16 protein-coding genes are annotated in these 15,705 nt (G+C 67.8%); 11 read left to right on the plus strand and 5 right to left on the minus strand.

Going from position 1 to position 15,705, the window contains the following annotated elements; translation table 11 throughout:
• Positions 1-51: 51 nt before the first annotated feature.
• Genes FOC67_RS05680 through FOC67_RS05690 form a run of 3 tightly spaced genes read right to left on the minus strand, consistent with a single transcriptional unit; the run spans position 52 to position 1,342 of the window.
• The gene (locus FOC67_RS05680; RefSeq protein WP_009315410.1) at positions 52-369 is read right to left on the minus strand and encodes a hypothetical protein; all 318 of its coding nucleotides are present in this window, start codon (positions 367-369) and stop codon (positions 52-54) included.
• Entirely contained in the window at positions 369-842 is a 474-nt protein-coding gene (locus FOC67_RS05685) for a YchJ family protein (RefSeq protein ID WP_003125052.1), read from the minus strand. Before FOC67_RS05685 ends, FOC67_RS05680 begins: the two co-directional genes overlap by 1 nt.
• Before the next feature lie 2 nt (positions 843-844).
• Positions 845-1,342: a DUF6231 family protein gene (locus FOC67_RS05690; RefSeq protein WP_003086343.1), complete on the minus strand. Its 498-nt coding sequence runs from the start codon at positions 1,340-1,342 to the stop codon at positions 845-847.
• Between the two features lie 130 nt (positions 1,343-1,472).
• Between FOC67_RS05690 and FOC67_RS05695 the strand changes: the two genes are divergently transcribed.
• From FOC67_RS05695 to FOC67_RS05705, 3 genes are all read left to right on the plus strand, one after another.
• A complete protein-coding gene (locus FOC67_RS05695) occupies positions 1,473-2,105 on the plus strand; it encodes an OmpA family protein (RefSeq protein WP_003082015.1) in 633 nt (210 codons plus the stop codon).
• A 115-nt stretch (positions 2,106-2,220) separates the two neighbouring features.
• Complete coding sequence (locus FOC67_RS05700; protein ID WP_003086345.1) at positions 2,221-2,520, plus strand: DUF1145 domain-containing protein; 300 nt, start codon at positions 2,221-2,223, stop codon at positions 2,518-2,520.
• Positions 2,513-3,322: a hypothetical protein gene (locus tag FOC67_RS05705; RefSeq protein WP_009315414.1), complete on the plus strand. Its 810-nt coding sequence runs from the start codon at positions 2,513-2,515 to the stop codon at positions 3,320-3,322. Before FOC67_RS05700 ends, FOC67_RS05705 begins: the two co-directional genes overlap by 8 nt.
• 38 nt (positions 3,323-3,360) lie before the next feature.
• Here FOC67_RS05705 and FOC67_RS05710 read toward each other — a convergent pair whose 3' ends face one another.
• Positions 3,361-3,825 (minus strand): CopD family protein, encoded by a 465-nt coding sequence (locus FOC67_RS05710; RefSeq protein WP_003082024.1) that lies wholly within the window; start codon positions 3,823-3,825, stop codon positions 3,361-3,363.
• A gap of 129 nt (positions 3,826-3,954) precedes the next feature.
• On the opposite strand from FOC67_RS05710, the gene dinG reads away from it, so the two are divergent.
• The 8 genes from dinG to FOC67_RS05750 all read left to right on the plus strand — a co-directional run bounded on the left by dinG (position 3,955) and on the right by FOC67_RS05750 (position 15,364).
• Positions 3,955-6,099, plus strand: a complete 2,145-nt coding sequence (gene dinG, locus FOC67_RS05715; RefSeq protein ID WP_003086351.1) for an ATP-dependent DNA helicase DinG — start codon at positions 3,955-3,957, stop codon at positions 6,097-6,099.
• Positions 6,100-6,177: 78 nt separating this feature from the next.
• The gene (locus FOC67_RS05720; protein ID WP_083842336.1) at positions 6,178-8,451 is read left to right on the plus strand and encodes a beta-agarase; all 2,274 of its coding nucleotides are present in this window, start codon (positions 6,178-6,180) and stop codon (positions 8,449-8,451) included.
• Between the two features lie 109 nt (positions 8,452-8,560).
• Positions 8,561-9,706, plus strand: coding sequence for an EstA family serine hydrolase (locus FOC67_RS05725; protein WP_009315420.1), 1,146 nt, complete (start codon positions 8,561-8,563; stop codon positions 9,704-9,706).
• Between the two features lie 205 nt (positions 9,707-9,911).
• Positions 9,912-10,793: an OmpA family protein gene (locus FOC67_RS05730; RefSeq protein ID WP_009315422.1), complete on the plus strand. Its 882-nt coding sequence runs from the start codon at positions 9,912-9,914 to the stop codon at positions 10,791-10,793.
• Positions 10,794-10,891: 98 nt separating this feature from the next.
• Positions 10,892-11,539 (plus strand): pyridoxamine 5'-phosphate oxidase, encoded by a 648-nt coding sequence (pdxH, locus tag FOC67_RS05735; protein WP_003086357.1) that lies wholly within the window; start codon positions 10,892-10,894, stop codon positions 11,537-11,539.
• A gap of 7 nt (positions 11,540-11,546) precedes the next feature.
• Positions 11,547-12,659, plus strand: coding sequence for a CdaR family transcriptional regulator (locus FOC67_RS05740; protein WP_003112517.1), 1,113 nt, complete (start codon positions 11,547-11,549; stop codon positions 12,657-12,659).
• A gap of 159 nt (positions 12,660-12,818) precedes the next feature.
• Complete coding sequence (locus FOC67_RS05745; RefSeq protein ID WP_003116305.1) at positions 12,819-14,177, plus strand: GntP family permease; 1,359 nt, start codon at positions 12,819-12,821, stop codon at positions 14,175-14,177.
• Positions 14,178-14,218: 41 nt separating this feature from the next.
• Positions 14,219-15,364 (plus strand): glycerate kinase, encoded by a 1,146-nt coding sequence (locus FOC67_RS05750; protein WP_003108682.1) that lies wholly within the window; start codon positions 14,219-14,221, stop codon positions 15,362-15,364.
• On the opposite strand, the gene FOC67_RS05755 is transcribed toward FOC67_RS05750, so the two are convergent.
• Positions 15,343-15,585 (minus strand): hypothetical protein, encoded by a 243-nt coding sequence (locus tag FOC67_RS05755; protein WP_003082053.1) that lies wholly within the window; start codon positions 15,583-15,585, stop codon positions 15,343-15,345. The genes FOC67_RS05750 and FOC67_RS05755 overlap by 22 nt on opposite strands.
• Positions 15,586-15,705: the final 120 nt, after the last annotated feature.

A 15,705-nucleotide genomic window follows, 5' to 3' on the forward strand; every position in this document is an offset into this window, starting at 1 on the left:
TTCTACCCGAGCGCTCGTCAACGCCCAAACCGCGCCGCCTGGCGCTGCATCTCAGGCGTGCATGCGCAACCAGAAGCGTTCCTGGCAGGCGTTGACGAAGTGCTTGTGGCGTGGGCTGATTTCCTGCCCGGCGGAATCCAGCACTTCGTAGCCGATCCAGCATTCCTCGCAGGCCCCGCTGCTCGGCAGGAGGTCGCGCTCGCAGTGCTGGCGCAGGCGCACGCCGTTGTCGAAACGGTAGAGCGCTTCGCAGCTGTGGATCTCGACGCCGTCCTCGCAGCGCTGTTGCTCTTCGACCTGCGCATCGCTTATCGAGACTGGCGAGGGCAGGGCATGGATGGCGCGGATATAGCTGGCGAGCGAATGCATCAGGTGATCCATGGACCGCAGCATTTCTTCAGCTTGCCGCCGGCGCCGCAGGGGCAGGGGTCGTTGCGGCCGAGTTTCAGGGCCACGGTCGGATCGAGGAAGTACCAGCGACCGTTGCGCTGGACGAAGCCGGAACATTCGCGATGGGCATGTTCCCCCTCGGCGTCGTGCCAGCGCGCGACGAAGGTGACTCGCGCATGCTCCGGCTGGCCGCCGAGCACCTCGTGGTTTTCCACCTCCAGGCCGAGCCAGGTGCTGCCGTGGCTCCAGGCGCGGATGCCGTCGAGATCGAGGCCGGCCTGTTGCGCCGGCAGCGTGGTGTCGCGCAGGTAGTCCACCAGTCCGAGAGCATAGGCGCTGTAGCGCGAGCGCATCAGGGCTTCCGCGGTGGGCGCGGGATGTCCCTGGTGATAGCGGCCGCAGCAATCGTCGAGCGGGTCGCCGCTGCCGCAGGGGCAGGAGGGTTGGGTCATGGTTACCACCAGTACTTGCCGAAGTTTTCCGGGTTGGCCCAGAACTTGGCGTTCAGCCAATCGGGGACCTGCTTGTATTCGTACAGGTCGTAGGTGTACAGGGTCAGCGTCTGGCCTTCGCGCTGGAAGCGTTCGCTGTTCTGCATGGCGAGGGCGAAGAAGTCGGTTTCCTGCCAGTCGCTGGCCTCGAGGTCGACCAGTACGGCGACCCGGCTGGCGTTCAGGTTGCGCACGCCCGCGAGCAACTGCAGACCGGTGCGCTGCGGCAGGTGTTCCAGGCAATCGACGAACAGCGCCAGGTCGAAGCGCTGGCCGGCCAGTTCGGCGGGCAATGCCGCCGCCGGGCTGTGCGCCAGTTGGCACTGGGGATGGTTGTGGATGAAGGCCTCCACCGCCGGCAGCCGGCTGGCGCCGACCAGCAGCAAGCGCTTCGGCGCGTAGCGGGCGAGCAACGCGGCCAGGGCCTGCTGCGGGGTGCGGGGAGAAATCGGTTCGCTCATGGGAAAACACTCTCCTGGGATTCGCCAAGACTAGCCTGAAGCGCCTGCATGGCCTAGTGCTGGCGCTTTTTTCGGCTGGGGTCTTTACTCCCTATTTGTCGGTTACAACCGATCCACGAGGAGAGTTCCAATGAGCATCACGAGGACCGCTTTACCCCTGATTCTGGTCAGCGGCTTGCTGACCGGTTGCGCAGGGTTGCAGAAAAGCGACTGGCCGACCTGTGCGGCGGTCGGTGGTGTTACCGGCGCCGGCCTGGGCGCGATCGAAAGCAGCAGCTGGGCCGGCTGGGGCGCCCTGATCGGCGGTGGCGTCGGTGCCGCCTATTGCTGGGTGCACGGTGCCGGCGAACAGGTCGCGCCGCCGCCTCCGCAGCCGGTCGAGGAAGTCGCGCCGCCGCCTCCTGTCGTCAAGGAAGAAACCATTGTCGTGCGCGACCTGCACTTCGCCTTCGATTCGTCGAAGGTGGACGCCGCCGACAGCGAGAAGCTCAACGGCATCGCCGAACGCCTGAAAGGCGAGGCGGCCAGTACGCGCCTGAGTATCACCGGGCATACCGACAGCGTCGGTTCCGATGCCTACAACCAGAAGCTGTCGGAACGGCGCGCGAATGCCGTGGCGAACTATCTGATCGATGCCGGGGTGCCTTCGAGCATCATCGTCGGCGTGCAGGGATTGGGCGAAAGCCAGCCGGTCGCCGACAACAAGACTCGCGAAGGGCGGGCCGAGAATCGCCGGGTGGAAATCCTCATCAAGCGCGAATGACGCTGGCGGCACGGAGCAGAACGGGGGCGTCGAAGCCCCCGTTTTCGTTCATGGCTGGCGCCGCGGCGGGCTGGCGAGTATGTTCCCCCGCACACGATGTCTTGGGGGGAGTTCCATGAAAGCGTTTCTCGGGCTGGGCAAGCTCGTGACCCTGGTGTTCTGGGGCGCGGTGCTGGTCAATCTGCTGCATCCGTTCGCCTATCCGCTGAACTGGCTGTTGTCGATAGCCGGCGGCCTGATCCTGTTGATCCACCTGATCGAGATTCTCGTCCTCGGACGACGCCTGAAAGCGCGTGCGCATCCCTGGCTGGACCGTCTCCAGGTCTTGCTGTTCGGGGTCTTCCACATGCTTGCGTTGCCGGCGCTGAGCCCGGCCAGCGAGTTGCCGCAGGACAAGGAGGACGATCATGCGTAAGGCCATGCTCGGATTGTTCCTGGTCGTTCCCCTGGCCTGGGCTGGCGCCGCGTTTTCGGCCGAGGCGCCGACGGCACGCCAGCAGGGTATCGGCGGAACCGTGAAGGTTCAGGCGAACTCGGTGATGCGCCTGCCCAAGCGGGCCCAGGAGCTGCGCCTGCGCAGAGTGGAGATCGGCGAGGATGCCGCCCTGCTGATTCCGCTGGAGGTCAGCGTCCTGCGCATCGAGGAACTGCACATGGCGAAGAACGCCCGGATCGGCGTGGCGCCGGGCGAGGAGCGAATCAGCATCGAAGTCGTCAGCGGCCACCTGGCCGATGGCAGCATCATTTCCGCGCCCGGCGCGACCGGCACCTTCCGGCAAAGCGCCGGTAACGGCCGCGACCTGACCTTGCGCCTGCAGGCGGTGGAGGTGGAAAGCCTGCTGCTGGACGCCCGCGGTGGCGTCGGCGCGCCAGGCTACGATGGCCTGGACGGGGCTTCCGGCAAGGCCTCCGGCTGCCTCTGGGGCAGCGCGCTGAAAGGTGGCGACGGCCAATCCGGAAGCGACGGCGGTCCGGGCGGGGCGGGCGGTCGGATTCGTCTGGAAGTGCCGGGCGATTTTCCTCTGGAGCGCTTGCAAACCCGTCTGCAAGGCGGCGTCGGCGGCGCTGGAGGCAAGGCCGGCAAACCGGGTGCGGCGGATAACGCCACCGGTTGCTGGATCTACTCGGTGGATGCCGGTCGTGCGGGGCGCAGCGGAGAGGACGGCGCGAACGGCACCAACGGCAGCGATGGCCGCCTGGACGTCGTGCGCTTCTGAGGAGCGGCCGGCAGCATAGCTGCCGGCGCATCGCCGGTTCAGAGGCTCGGGCGTGCCGCTACCAGGGCTATCAGCAACAGGCCGAGGAGCAGGTTGAAGCCAACGGTGCGGCGGATCTTCCCCAGCGCCTGCCCGCCTGCCGGCCAGTCCTGGGCCTGCACCGCGCGGCGCAGTTCCGGCACTTGCAGCGCCTGCACCCGCAGGAAGAGAGCCAGCATGGCGACGTAGAGTCCCATCATTACCTGTACGTAGCGCGGAGCGCCGGCGAAACCGTTGAAACTCAGGTGCAGCATGCCGACGCCGCTGATCGGCAGCAGGATCACCGCCGCCCAGACCCAATGGAAGAAACGGCGGAACACCTCCAGCCACAGGCCCAGGCGGGCTGGGGCCTCCAGCGCGGCGACGGCCGCCGGACGAAGAATCGTCCAGGCGAAGAACATGCCTCCGACCCAGACCAGGGCGGCCAGGACATGCAGGGCGTAGACGAGGGCGTAGGGGGTCATTCGGCGATCTCCGCTGGCGGTTGTGACGAAGCGCGTTATCATAGCCGCCCTGTCGAACCACTGAAAATTTATCCAGCTATGGCGCGCCGGCGGATTCGCCTTCCGCTGCGCGCCGGGCCCAGGAATTCCATGCTCAGCGCCGAACTCAAGTCCCAGATCCAGGGTGCCTACACCCGCTTTCTCGAAGCCAAGGAGCTGAAGCCTCGCTATGGCCAGCGCCTGATGATCGCCGAAGTGGCCAAGGCCCTCGGCGCGATCAAGGAGGACGAGGAGGGGCACCGCGAGGGCGAGCCGGCGGTGGTCGCGGTGGAGGCCGGAACCGGTACCGGCAAGACCGTGGCCTACAGCCTGGCGGCGATCGCCTGCGCCAAGGCCAGTGGCAAGCGCCTGGTGATAGCCACCGCGACCGTCGCCCTGCAGGAGCAGATCGTCCACAAGGATCTCCCCGACCTGCTGCGCAACAGCGGGCTGGCCTTCAGCTTCGCCCTGGCCAAGGGCCGCGGGCGCTACCTGTGCCTGTCCAAGCTCGACGTGCTGCTGCAGGAAGGCCAGGCGCAAAGCGCGACGGCGCAACTGTTCGCCGACGACGGTTTCAACATCGACGTCGACGAGACCAGCAGCAAGCTGTTCAACCAGATGATCGAACGCCTGGCCGGCAACCGCTGGGACGGCGACCGCGACAGCTGGCCGGAGGCGATCGACGACGCGCATTGGGCGCAGCTCACCACCGATCACAGCCAGTGCACCAACCGACATTGCCCGAACTTCCAGCAGTGCGCCTTCTACAAGGCGCGCGAAGGGATGACCAAGGTCGATGTGATCGTCACCAACCACGACCTGGTCCTGGCTGACCTGGCCCTGGGCGGCGGCGCCATCCTGCCCGATCCGCGCGAGACTCTCTACGTGTTCGACGAGGGCCATCACCTGCCGGACAAGGCGATTGGCCATTTCGCCCATTTCACCCGCCTGCGCGCTACCGCCGACTGGCTGGAGCAGATCGCCAAGAACCTCACCAAGCTGCTCGCCCAGCACCCGCTGCCGGGCGACCTCGGCCGCCTGATCGAACAGGTGCCGGAGCTGGCCCGGGAGATCAAGACCCAGCAGCAGTTCATGTTCACCGCCTGCGAAGAGATCGGCGATTTCCGCGCCGGCGAGGACATGGAAGGTCGCGAGCGGCCGCGTCACCGTTTCGTCGGCGGGGTGGTCCCCGAGCATATCCGCGAGATGGGCATCGAGCTGAAGAAAGGCTTCTCCAAGCTGACCGACCTGTTCACCCGCCTCACCGATATCCTCAAGGAGGCGATGGACGGCGAAGGCGCCGGCGGCATCGCCAGCCACCAGGCGGAGGAGTGGTACCCACTGTTCGGTAGTCTGTTGGCGCGCGCCCAGGGCAACTGGGAACTGTGGACCGCCTTCACCTGCGAGGACCCGCAGGACAGCCCGCCGATGGCGCGCTGGCTGACCCTCGCCGAGAGCGGCAGCTTCTACGACATCGAAGCCAACGCCAGCCCGATCCTCGCCGCCGAGACCCTGCGCCGCAACCTGTGGAACGTCGCCTATGGCGTGCTGGTGACCTCGGCGACCCTGACCGCGTTGGGCACCTTCGACCGCTACCGCATGCGCGCCGGCCTGCCGCGCAACGCGGTCACCGCGGTGGTGCCGAGCCCCTTCCACCATGCCGAGGCCGGGGTATTGCGGGTTCCCGACCTCAAGGCGGATCCGCGCAACGCCGCCGAGCACACCGCGGCGATCATTCGCGAGCTGCCGGAACTGGTGAAGGGCGCGCGCGGCAGCCTGGTGCTGTTCTCCTCGCGCAAGCAGATGCAGGAAGTCTTCGACGGTCTCGACCGCGACTGGCGCAAGCGGGTGTTCATCCAGGGCAACCTGTCCAAGCAGGAAACCCTGAACAAGCACAAGTCGCGAGTCGACGACGGCGAGGACAGCGTGCTCTTCGGCCTCGCCAGCTTCGCCGAAGGCGTGGACCTGCCGGGGGCCTATTGCGAACACGTGGTGATCGCCAAGATTCCCTTCGCGGTACCCGACGACCCGGTGGAGGCGGCGCTGGCCGAGTGGATCGAGGCGCGCGGCGGCAATCCGTTCATGGAGATCGCCGTGCCAGACGCCTCGCTGCGGTTGGTCCAGGCCTGCGGGCGGCTGCTGCGCACCGAGCAGGACCGCGGCACCATCACCCTGCTGGATCGCCGCGTGGTCACCCAGCGCTACGGCAAGGCTATCCTCAATGCATTGCCGCCGTTCCGGCGGGAAATCGCCTGACGCGCTGATCTGCGCGGAGGGCGCCAGCCTTCACGTCCGAGCCGCATCGGGAAATTCCCGGCATTTGTCCATGCCGGGATGGAGTTAAGGAAAACAGGCTTCATGATCCGTTCGCGTTGGCATCTTCCCCTGCTTCTCGGCCTGCTCGCGGTGGCCGCGCCGCTGGCGGCGAACGACACCCAGCAGGTGCTGTTCAACTTCGTCAAGCCGATGGCCGTGGTCGGCATCACCCTGGAGGATGCCGACCTGCCCAGCGTGACGGCGGAGGCCACCCCGGAGGGCGACATTCTCCGTCGCGTCACCTTCAGCCCGGCGCAACGGCCCACCTTGCGCATGAGTCCGGCGCAGGGCCGTTGGGACTGGTCCGCAGCGGACTACGTGAGCCTGCGCATCCAGAACGCCATGAGCTGGGACATGACCCTGGAGGTCGCGATCGAGGGCGAGCAGGGTGCGCCGGGGTTGCAGGCATCCATCGAGCTTCCGGCAGGCCCGCCGCAGACCCTGCTGGTGCCGTTGCGGGCGGTTTCGCCAGAGGCTCTGGGCATGCGTGCGGGGCCGCCGATGCCGCAGATGGTCGAAGGCCAGCGGGTGCTGCTGGCGCCACGCGTGGAGGGCTCGCTGGACCGCGCCAGGGTCGGGGCGCTGAGCCTGTCCCTGCGCTCGCCGCAAGCTCCCCAGAGCATCCTGCTCGGACGTTTCGGCATACGCGCAGGGAGAGCGGTGGAGCGGAGCATCCTGACCGGCCTGATCGATCGCTATGGCCAGTACAGCCGCGCCGACTGGCCGGAAAAGATTCGTTCCGACGAACAGTTGCGCAGCGCCTATGCGGCCGAGGCCGCACAGCTCCGCGACTGGGAACGGCAGACACCGGCGCGCGACCGTTTCGGCGGCCTGCTGGGTGGGCCGGTGTTCGAAGCCAGCGGTTTCTTCCGCACGGAAAAACGTGGCGGGCGCTGGTGGCTGGTTACTCCGGAAGGACATCCGTTCTGGTCGCTGGGCGTTAATGCGGTGACCGCCGACGGCAGCCGGACCTACGTCGAGGGACGCGAGCCGATGTTCGCCGAACTGCCGGCGGAGGGTGAGCCGCTGGCGGCATTCTTCGGTGAGGGCGACGACCGCCGCGGCGTCGCCGCGCAGGCCGGGCGGCGCTTCGGGCATGGCCGCTGGTTCGATTTCCTCGGTGCCAATCGCCAGCGCATCGCTCCCCAGGCGAGCGCCGACCAGCTCGCCGGCGAATGGCGCCAGCACACCCTGGAGCGCCTCTCGGCATGGGGTTTCAACAGCCTCGGCAACTGGAGCGATCCGGCGCTCGCCGCACAGGCGCGGATGCCCTACAGCCTGCCGCTGTCGATCGCCGGCGACTACGCCACGGTCAGCAGCGGTTTCGACTGGTGGGGAGCCATGCCCGATCCCTTCGACCCGCGCTTCGCCATGGCCGCCGAGCGCGTCATCGCCATCGCTGCTCGCGACCACCGCGACGATCCCTGGCTGCTCGGCTACTACGCCGACAACGAACTGGCCTGGGCCGGGCGCGACGGCTCGGCCCAGGCGCGCTACGGCCTCGCTTTCGGAGCCTTGAGGCTGTCCATGGACAGTCCGGCGAAGCGCGCCTTCGTCAAGCAATTGAAAGCCAAGTACCTGCGCCATGAGGCATTGGCACAGGCCTGGGGCATCGAGCTGGCCGCCTGGGAGGCCCTGGAGGCGCCGGGCTACGCGGCTCCGCTGCCGGGCGAGGGGCATCCGGCCATCGCCGAGGACTACAGCGCCTTCCTCCGGCTGTATGCCGACGCTTACTTCAAGACCCTGCGCGACGCCCTGCAATGGCACGCACCGAACCACCTCCTGCTCGGCGGCCGCTTCGCCGTCAGCACTCCCGAGGCGATCACCTCCTGCGCCCGGTATTGCGACCTGCTCAGTTTCAACCTCTATACGCCGTTGCCCGGGCAGGGCCTGGACGACTCCCTGCTGGCGCGGCTGGACAAGCCGGTGCTGATCAGCGAGTTCCACTTCGGCTCGCGGGATCGCGGTCCGTTCTGGGGTGGCGTCAGCGAGGCGGCCAATGAGCGGGCGCGCGGCGACTCCTACCGAACGTTCCTGGAGGCGGCGCTGAAGAGTCCGTATATCGTCGGCGCCCACTGGTTCCAGTACCTCGACCAACCGGCCAGCGGGCGCCTGCTGGACGGCGAGAACGGCCATATCGGCCTGGTCGGGATCACGGGCTTGCCGTTCGCCGGCTTCGTCGACACGGTGCGCCGAAGCAACCTTGCCGCCCTGTCGCGACTGTCGGCGATGGCCAGTTCCATGCCTGCCGTCGAGCCTCCGCCGACGCGCGAGGATTCAGCCGGTTCATGAGCGCGCATTCACCGCCGCCCGCTTGCGGCGAACCCCTCTTATGTCAGGGTTCACAAGGCCGCCGAGGGCTGGAAGAATGCCCCGACCACTTTCCCACCGGAACTTGCCCATGACGCCCGAAGGCCACTGTGACAGCCGTTTCGCCCCGCTTGCCGAGGCCTTCGCCCGGCTTTTCGACAATCCGCAGGAGCGCGGCGCGGCGTTGTGCCTGGAGGTCGGTGGCGAGACGGTGGTCGACCTCTGGGGCGGCGTCGCGGACAAGGACGGCGAGCAGCCCTGGCAGCGCGACACCATCCTCAATCTGTTCTCCTGCACCAAGACCTTCACCGCCGTTGCCGTGCTGCAACTGGTGGCCGAGGGCAAGCTCGAACTGGACGCGCCGGTGGCACGCTACTGGCCCGAGTTCGCCGCGGCCGGCAAGGCAGCGATCAGCGTGCGCCAGTTGCTCTGCCATCGCGCCGGCCTGCCGGCGCTGCGCAAGCAGATGCCGCCCGAGGCACTCTACGACTGGCAGGCGATGACCGCGGCACTGGCCGCCGAGGAGCCCTGGTGGACGCCCGGCGAAGCGCACGGCTATGCACCGATTACCTACGGCTGGCTGCTCGGCGAGGTGATCCGCCGGGTCGACGGCCGCGAGCCGGGCGAGGCCATCGTGGCGCGTACCGCGACACCGCTGGGCCTGGATTTCCATATCGGCCTGGACGACAGCCAGTTCGGCCGCGTCGCCCACATGGCGCGGAGCAAGGGCAGCCTCGGCGACGCTGCCGCCCAGCGCATGCTGAAGACCATGATGAGCGAGCCATTGGCGCTGACCACCCGCGCCTTCACCAATCCGCCGTCGATCCTCACCAGCACCAACAAGCCGGAATGGCGACGCATGCAGCAGCCGGCCGCCAATGGCCATGGCAACGCGCGCGCGCTCGCCGGCTTCTATAGCGGCCTGTTGCAGGGACGTTTGCTGGAAGATGAACTGCTGGGCCAGTTGGCCCACGAACACGCGGTAGGCGAGGATCGGACCTTGCTGACCCGGACCCGCTTCGGCCTCGGCACCATGCTCGACCAACCGGGCGTGGCCAATGCGACCTACGGACTCGGCCCCAAGGCCTTCGGCCACCCTGGGGCGGGTGGCTCGATCGGCTTCGCCGATCCCGAGCGCGACCTGGCTTTTTCCTTTGTCAGCAACGCCTTGGGGCCGTACGTGCTGATGGATCCGCGGGCGCAACAGCTGGCGCGTGTCGCGGGGGAGTGTCTGTAATCCGTTGGTTAACTTTTAACCGCTTGTCGGCTCGACGCTAAATTTCATTGCCAAATAATGGCTTAGCGACACAATCTAAAGCGTCGTATGAGATAGGGCGTTGCCGGGGCAGTGGATCGACTCCGGCATCGCTGCGATGTGACCGGCGGTTGAGCCGAATGTTCCATCGGGCTCGCCTTCTTTCACTTCCAACGGACCCCGACGTATGAAACTGCTTAAGACCTCGACGCTTCTTCTCTGCATGACCGCCTCCGGCTGCAGCTATTTCCAGACCCAGGATGCTTCCTCGCAGCCAGCCAAGGCTCCGGCCGAGCAGGCTTCCAGCCATTCATGGTGGCCGTTCGGCAAGGACGACGGACAGACCGTCGCCAAGCAGGCCACGGAACAGAAGGCCGAAGCCGAGCATGTCGGCTCCAGCCACTGGTGGTGGCCGTTCGGCAAGGACGAAGGCGGTCGGGACGTAGCCGCCAAGGCTGCGGAGCAGAAGGCCGAGATCGACGCGGCGAAGAAAGAAGTCGCCGCCGCAGCCGAGCCGAAGGCCGCCAACCCCTGGTGGTGGCCGTTCGGCGCCAGCTCGGCGAGCAAGGCGTCGGGCAAGCCGGCACTGGTCCAGCAGAAGGTCACCAAGGAGTGGCTGGATGCCCATGAGAAAGCCCTGCGCGAAGCGATCGCCGGTAGCGAGTTCACCCTCGAACGCCGCGACAACGCATTGATCGTCATCGCCCCCGCCGACTACTCGTTCAATCCCAAGCGCCATACCATGCTGATGCCGATCACCCTCAACCCGCTGGGCAAGGTCGCCAAGATGGCCCAGGCCGATCCGCAGAGCGGTATTCTGGTACTCGGCCATACCGACAGCACCGGCAGCAAGGCGGTCAACGACAAGCTGAGCTTCGAGCGTGCCCAGTCGGTGGCGGCGATCTTCCGCCTCAGCGGCCTGAAAGGCGACCAGCTGCGCCTGAAGGGGGTCGGTTCCGATATGCCGCGCGCGGACAATGCCAGCGCCGCCGGCCGTGCCCAGAACCGTCGCGTCGAAGTGCTCTATACCCAGCGCGCCAGCCTGCTGTCCCTGGCCCAGGGCAACTGAGCCGAACCGGGGCAGGGCGCTTGGCGCCATTGTCCCGGATCAAGCGCGAGGCGGAGTCTGCGGTTAAGCTATGGCGCATTTCCCCCTGGAGATGCGCCATGACCCAGTCCCTGGCCGATATGCGCCGCGAGTACACCCGCGATGGCCTCAGCGAGGCCAACGCCCCTAGCGATCCCTTCAGCCTGTTCCGCCAGTGGTTCGACGACGCGGTGAAGACCGAGCGCCTGCCGGTCGAACCCAACGCCATGACCCTGGCCACCGTCGACGCCGACGGCTATCCGCATTGCCGTATCCTCCTGCTCAAGGGCCTCGACGAGCGCGGCTTCACCTTCTTCACCAACTACGAAAGCGCCAAGGGCCGGCAACTGGCGGCCAATCCGCGGGCGGCCATGACCTTCTTCTGGCCGGCGCTGGAGCGTCAGGTGCGCATCGAAGGCAGCGTCGAGAAGGTCACTCCCGAGGAATCCGACGCCTACTACCAGGTGCGTCCGCTGGGCAGTCGCCTGGGCGCCTGGGCCTCGCCGCAGAGCCGGGTCATCGCCGATCGCGCCGAGCTGGAACGGCTGCTCGCGGACACCGAGCGGCGTTTCGCCGACCAGCCGCCGAGCTGTCCCGAGCACTGGGGCGGCTACCGTCTCCTGCCGCAGCGCATCGAGTTCTGGCAGGGGCGGCCGAGCCGCCTGCACGACCGTCTCGACTATCGACGCCAGGACGGCGGCTGGTCGCGCGAACGCCTGGCGCCCTGAGTCCTCCATGTTCGAACTGGATTCGACGCTGGCGCAGCACATCGTCGATCGGGCGATGGCGATCCTGCCGCACAACATCAATGTGATGGATGCCCAGGGCATGATCATCGGCAGCGGCGATCCATCGCGCCTGCATACTCGCCACGAAGGGGCGCAACTGGTGCTGGCCAACCGGCGGGTAGTGGAAATCGACGAGCAGGCCGCCGCCTGCCTGCGCGGGGTGCGGCCAGGGGTGAACCTGCCGTTGCTGCACGCCGAGCGGCTGGTCGGCGTGCTCGGCATCACCGGCGCGCCGGAGGTGGTCCGGCCCTATGCCGAGCTGGTGCGGATGGCAGCGGAAATGCTCATGGAACAGCGCCAGATGCAGGACGAGCGACACTGGCAACGCCAGCGTCACGAAGCCTGGCTGCGCCAGTTGCTCGATCCCGGCCACGGCCTCGGGGCGCTGGCGGCCGATGCCGAACACCTGGGGCTGGCCATGCACTGGCCGCGCCAGGCGGTCTTCCTGGAGCTGCCCGAGCATGCCGATCCGCTGCCTTGCCAGGCTCGGCTACTGGCGGCACTCGGCGGCCGGGCGGAGCACTGGAGCGCGGCGCTGGGCGAGCGCCTGGTGTTCTGGTGCCGGCCGGTAGCCCACGCAGATACGCTCGAGCACTGGCTGGAGCGCGCCGACGCGCGCGGCTGGGGCGTGGCGCGCCTGTGTGCCGGCGACCCGGCGCACGACCTGGCCGAGCTGCGCGCCTCGGCCTGCGCCGCACGCGACCTGCTGGACTATGCGCGCAGCCGGTTGCCCGGTCGGCGGGTCGTGACCCTGGACGGACACCGCCTCGCCAGCCTGCTGTTCAGCCAGCGCGACAGTTGGCAGGTGCGGCAGCTGCTGGCGCCCTTGCAGCGGTTGCTCGACCACGATCCGCAAGGTTCGCTGGCCGCTACCCTGGAGTCCTGGTGCGCCCATGACGGGCACGCCCAGGCCTGTGCCCAGGCGTTGGGAATCCATCGCAACAGCCTGCGCTACCGATTGGAGCGCATCGCTTCGATCAGCGGGCTCGATCTCGCTCGCCTGGAGCACCGCCAGCAATTGTTGCTGGGGCTGCAATTGCTCGTTCCGCGCCGCGGGTAACGGGCGGATCAATCGATTCACTGTGCAGTCGCACAAAATGTTCCCCTTCCAGCGCCGTCTTCCTCTGGCCGTTGCACAAGGCGTGGCCGGTCCCGACGGAGCGAAAATGACCCGCCCCTGGGCGCCCATCCCACACCCATAACAACAAGGAGGCGGCTCATGACCCTGGTCCTGATCCTGCTGGCGTTGATCGCCTTTATCGTCCTGTCCACCACGCGACTCAAGCTGCACCCGTTCCTCGCCCTGCTGGCGGCCGCGCTGATCGCCGGCTTCGCCTACCAGGTACCCACGGCGGAAATCGTCAAGACCGTTACCGGCGGCTTCGGCAGCATCCTCGGCTACATCGGCATCGTCATCGTGCTCGGCACCATCATCGGGGTGATCCTCGAGCGCAGCGGTGCGGCGATCACCATGGCGGAAAGCGTGATCCGCCTGCTCGGCGAACGCTTCCCGACCCTGACCATGTCGATCATCGGCTACCTGGTGTCGATCCCGGTGTTCTGCGATTCCGGCTTCGTCATCCTCAACTCGCTGAAGAACGCCCTGGCGGCGCGGATGAAGATATCCACCATCGCCATGAGCGTGGCCCTGGCCACCGGTCTCTACGCCACCCACACCTTCGTGCCGCCGACCCCGGGACCGATCGCCGCGGCCGGCAACCTCGGCCTGGACGCCAGCCTTGGCCTGGTGATCGCGGTCGGCCTGGTGGTCGCCTTCGTCACCGCGATGGCCGGCATGTGGTGGGCCAATCGCTTCGTCGGCAAGGACATTCCCCTGGTCGACGACGGCCAGGTCGTCCAGACCGAAGAGGATTTCAGCGAGCTGCGTGCCCGCTACGGCAAGCTGCCCAGCGCGACCCAGGCGTTCGCGCCGATCTTCGTACCGATCCTGTTGATCTGCCTTGGCTCGGTCGCGGTATTCCCGAGCAAGCCGCTGGGCGAGGGCGTACTGTTCGCCTGCCTGAACTTCCTTGGTCAACCGGTGATCGCCCTGCTGGTCGGCCTGGCCCTGGCCTGCACCCTGCTCAAGGGCCAGAGCAAGCGCGAGGAATTCCATGAGCGCGTGGTGGAAGGCATCCAGTCGGCCGCGCCGATCCTGCTGATCACCGGCGCCGGCGGCGCCTTCGGTGCGATGCTGAAGATCACTCCGCTCGGCGACTACCTGGGCAGCACCCTGTCCGCGTTGGGCATCGGCCTGTTCATGCCGTTCGTGGTGGCGGCCGCGCTGAAGACCGCGCAGGGCTCGACCACCGTGGCGCTGGTCACCACCTCGGCGCTGGTCGCTCCGCTGCTGCCGCAGCTCGGCCTGGACAGCGAGATGGGCCGGGTGCTGACGGTCATGGCGATCGGTGCCGGGGCGATGACGGTGTCCCACGCCAATGACAGCTTCTTCTGGGTGGTCACCCAGTTCAGCCGCATGACCGTATCCACTGCCTATCGCGCCCAGACCCTGGCGACCCTGGTCCAGGGTCTCGCCGGTATGCTCGCGGTATGGCTGCTCAGCCTTGTGCTGCTCTGATTGAAGCGGGGCCGGGGACTCCCGGCCCTGTGAGGTGACTGATGAAAATCGTGATTGCTCCTGATTCGTTCAAGGAAAGCCTGTCCGCGCCCGACGTCGCCGAGGCTATCGCCCGCGGTTGGCGGCGAGTCTTCCCGCAGGCCGAGGTGTTGCTGCGGCCACTGGCGGACGGCGGCGAAGGCACGGTCGATGCGGTACTCGCCGCCACCGCCGGCGAACGTCGCGAATGCCGGGTCGAAGGCCCGCTCGGTGAGCCGACCCTGGCGCACTGGGGCTGGCTGGACGACGCCACCGCAGTGATCGAAATGGCTTCCGCCAGCGGCTTGCACCTGGTTCCGCGCGACCGCCGCGACGCCACGCGCAGCAGCAGCCGTGGCACTGGCGAGCTGATCCGTGCGGCGCTGGACGCCGGGGCGCGGAAGATCATCCTCGGCCTCGGCGGCAGCGCTACCAACGATGCCGGCGCCGGCCTGCTGAGCGCGCTCGGCGTGCGTTTCCTGGCTGCCGACGGCGAGGAACTGGCGCCCGGCGGCGCCGCGCTGGCTGGCCTGCACAGTCTCGACCTGGGCGGGCTGGATCCGCGCCTGGTGGATGTCGCGGTGGAAGTCGCCGCAGACGTCGACAACCCGCTATGCGGGCCGCGCGGCGCGTCGGCGGTGTTCGGTCCGCAGAAGGGCGCCAGCGCCGAACAGGTGGCGCAACTGGATGCCGCCCTGGCGCACTTCGCCAAGGTGGTCGCGGCGACCCTGGGCGAGGACTTCAGCCGGGTGCCGGGCGTCGGCGCCGCCGGCGGCCTGGGTTTCGCCGCGAGGGCATTCCTCCGTGCGCGTTTCCGCCCAGGCATCGAACTGGTGGCGGAGCTGGCCGGGCTGGCCGATGCGCTGGTCGGTGCCGACCTGGTGCTGACCGGCGAGGGCCGCCTGGATGCGCAGAGCCTGCACGGCAAGACCCCGGTGGGCGTGGCGCGGATCGCGCGCCAGGCCGGCGTTCCCGTGGTAGCCCTGGCCGGCAGCCTGGGCGACGGCTACCAGCGCCTGCACGACGCCGGCATCGATGCGGCGTTCAGCCTGGCGCCGGGACCGATCAGCCTGGAGCAGGCCTGTGCCGGAGCGGCGGCGGAACTGGAGGCGCGCGCCGAGCAGATCGCCCGGCTCTGGCGCCTGGCTCAGGCTTCGCGAGAAGGGTAGTCGGCGGCGGCGCGCTCCAGCCAGGCCGGCAGGTCGCGCCGCTTCACCTTGCTGGCCTTGGCCTCGGCCAGTCGCTGTAACAGATAGTCACGCTTTTGCGGGTCGTCGCCGGCGAATGACAGCGCCAGGTCGCGGTCCATCCAGCGGCGGATGCGCCAGTAGATCCACCAGTGGAAATACAGGCCGGCGGCGGTGGTGACGACGATGATGAAATAGTCCATGGCTGTTCCTTCTGCGGGCGCTCACCCTAGCCGATCGGTCCCGCCGATGAAAGCGGGAGGGTTCGGTCGAAACTGAACGAACCTGTACCATTGCTGAATCGATTCGATTATCTCGCGCCG

The sequence above is a fragment of the Pseudomonas sp. FDAARGOS_761 genome, from assembly GCF_013343155.1.
In the GTDB taxonomy this organism is placed as follows: Bacteria; Pseudomonadota; Gammaproteobacteria; order Pseudomonadales; family Pseudomonadaceae; genus Pseudomonas; species Pseudomonas aeruginosa.

Coding starts and splice junctions, on each gene's coding strand:
- FOC67_RS05680 (WP_009315410.1), bottom strand. CDS start 369: ATGCATTCGCTCGCCAGCTATATCCGCGCCATCCATGCCCTGCCCTCG.
- FOC67_RS05685 (WP_003125052.1), bottom strand. CDS start 842: ATGACCCAACCCTCCTGCCCCTGCGGCAGCGGCGACCCGCTCGACGAT.
- FOC67_RS05690 (WP_003086343.1), bottom strand. CDS start 1,342: ATGAGCGAACCGATTTCTCCCCGCACCCCGCAGCAGGCCCTGGCCGCG.
- FOC67_RS05695 (WP_003082015.1), top strand. CDS start 1,473: ATGAGCATCACGAGGACCGCTTTACCCCTGATTCTGGTCAGCGGCTTG.
- FOC67_RS05700 (WP_003086345.1), top strand. CDS start 2,221: ATGAAAGCGTTTCTCGGGCTGGGCAAGCTCGTGACCCTGGTGTTCTGG.
- FOC67_RS05705 (WP_009315414.1), top strand. CDS start 2,513: ATGCGTAAGGCCATGCTCGGATTGTTCCTGGTCGTTCCCCTGGCCTGG.
- FOC67_RS05710 (WP_003082024.1), bottom strand. CDS start 3,825: ATGACCCCCTACGCCCTCGTCTACGCCCTGCATGTCCTGGCCGCCCTG.
- dinG (WP_003086351.1), top strand. CDS start 3,955: ATGCTCAGCGCCGAACTCAAGTCCCAGATCCAGGGTGCCTACACCCGC.
- FOC67_RS05720 (WP_083842336.1), top strand. CDS start 6,178: ATGGAGTTAAGGAAAACAGGCTTCATGATCCGTTCGCGTTGGCATCTT.
- FOC67_RS05725 (WP_009315420.1), top strand. CDS start 8,561: ATGACGCCCGAAGGCCACTGTGACAGCCGTTTCGCCCCGCTTGCCGAG.
- FOC67_RS05730 (WP_009315422.1), top strand. CDS start 9,912: ATGAAACTGCTTAAGACCTCGACGCTTCTTCTCTGCATGACCGCCTCC.
- pdxH (WP_003086357.1), top strand. CDS start 10,892: ATGACCCAGTCCCTGGCCGATATGCGCCGCGAGTACACCCGCGATGGC.
- FOC67_RS05740 (WP_003112517.1), top strand. CDS start 11,547: ATGTTCGAACTGGATTCGACGCTGGCGCAGCACATCGTCGATCGGGCG.
- FOC67_RS05745 (WP_003116305.1), top strand. CDS start 12,819: ATGACCCTGGTCCTGATCCTGCTGGCGTTGATCGCCTTTATCGTCCTG.
- FOC67_RS05750 (WP_003108682.1), top strand. CDS start 14,219: ATGAAAATCGTGATTGCTCCTGATTCGTTCAAGGAAAGCCTGTCCGCG.
- FOC67_RS05755 (WP_003082053.1), bottom strand. CDS start 15,585: ATGGACTATTTCATCATCGTCGTCACCACCGCCGCCGGCCTGTATTTC.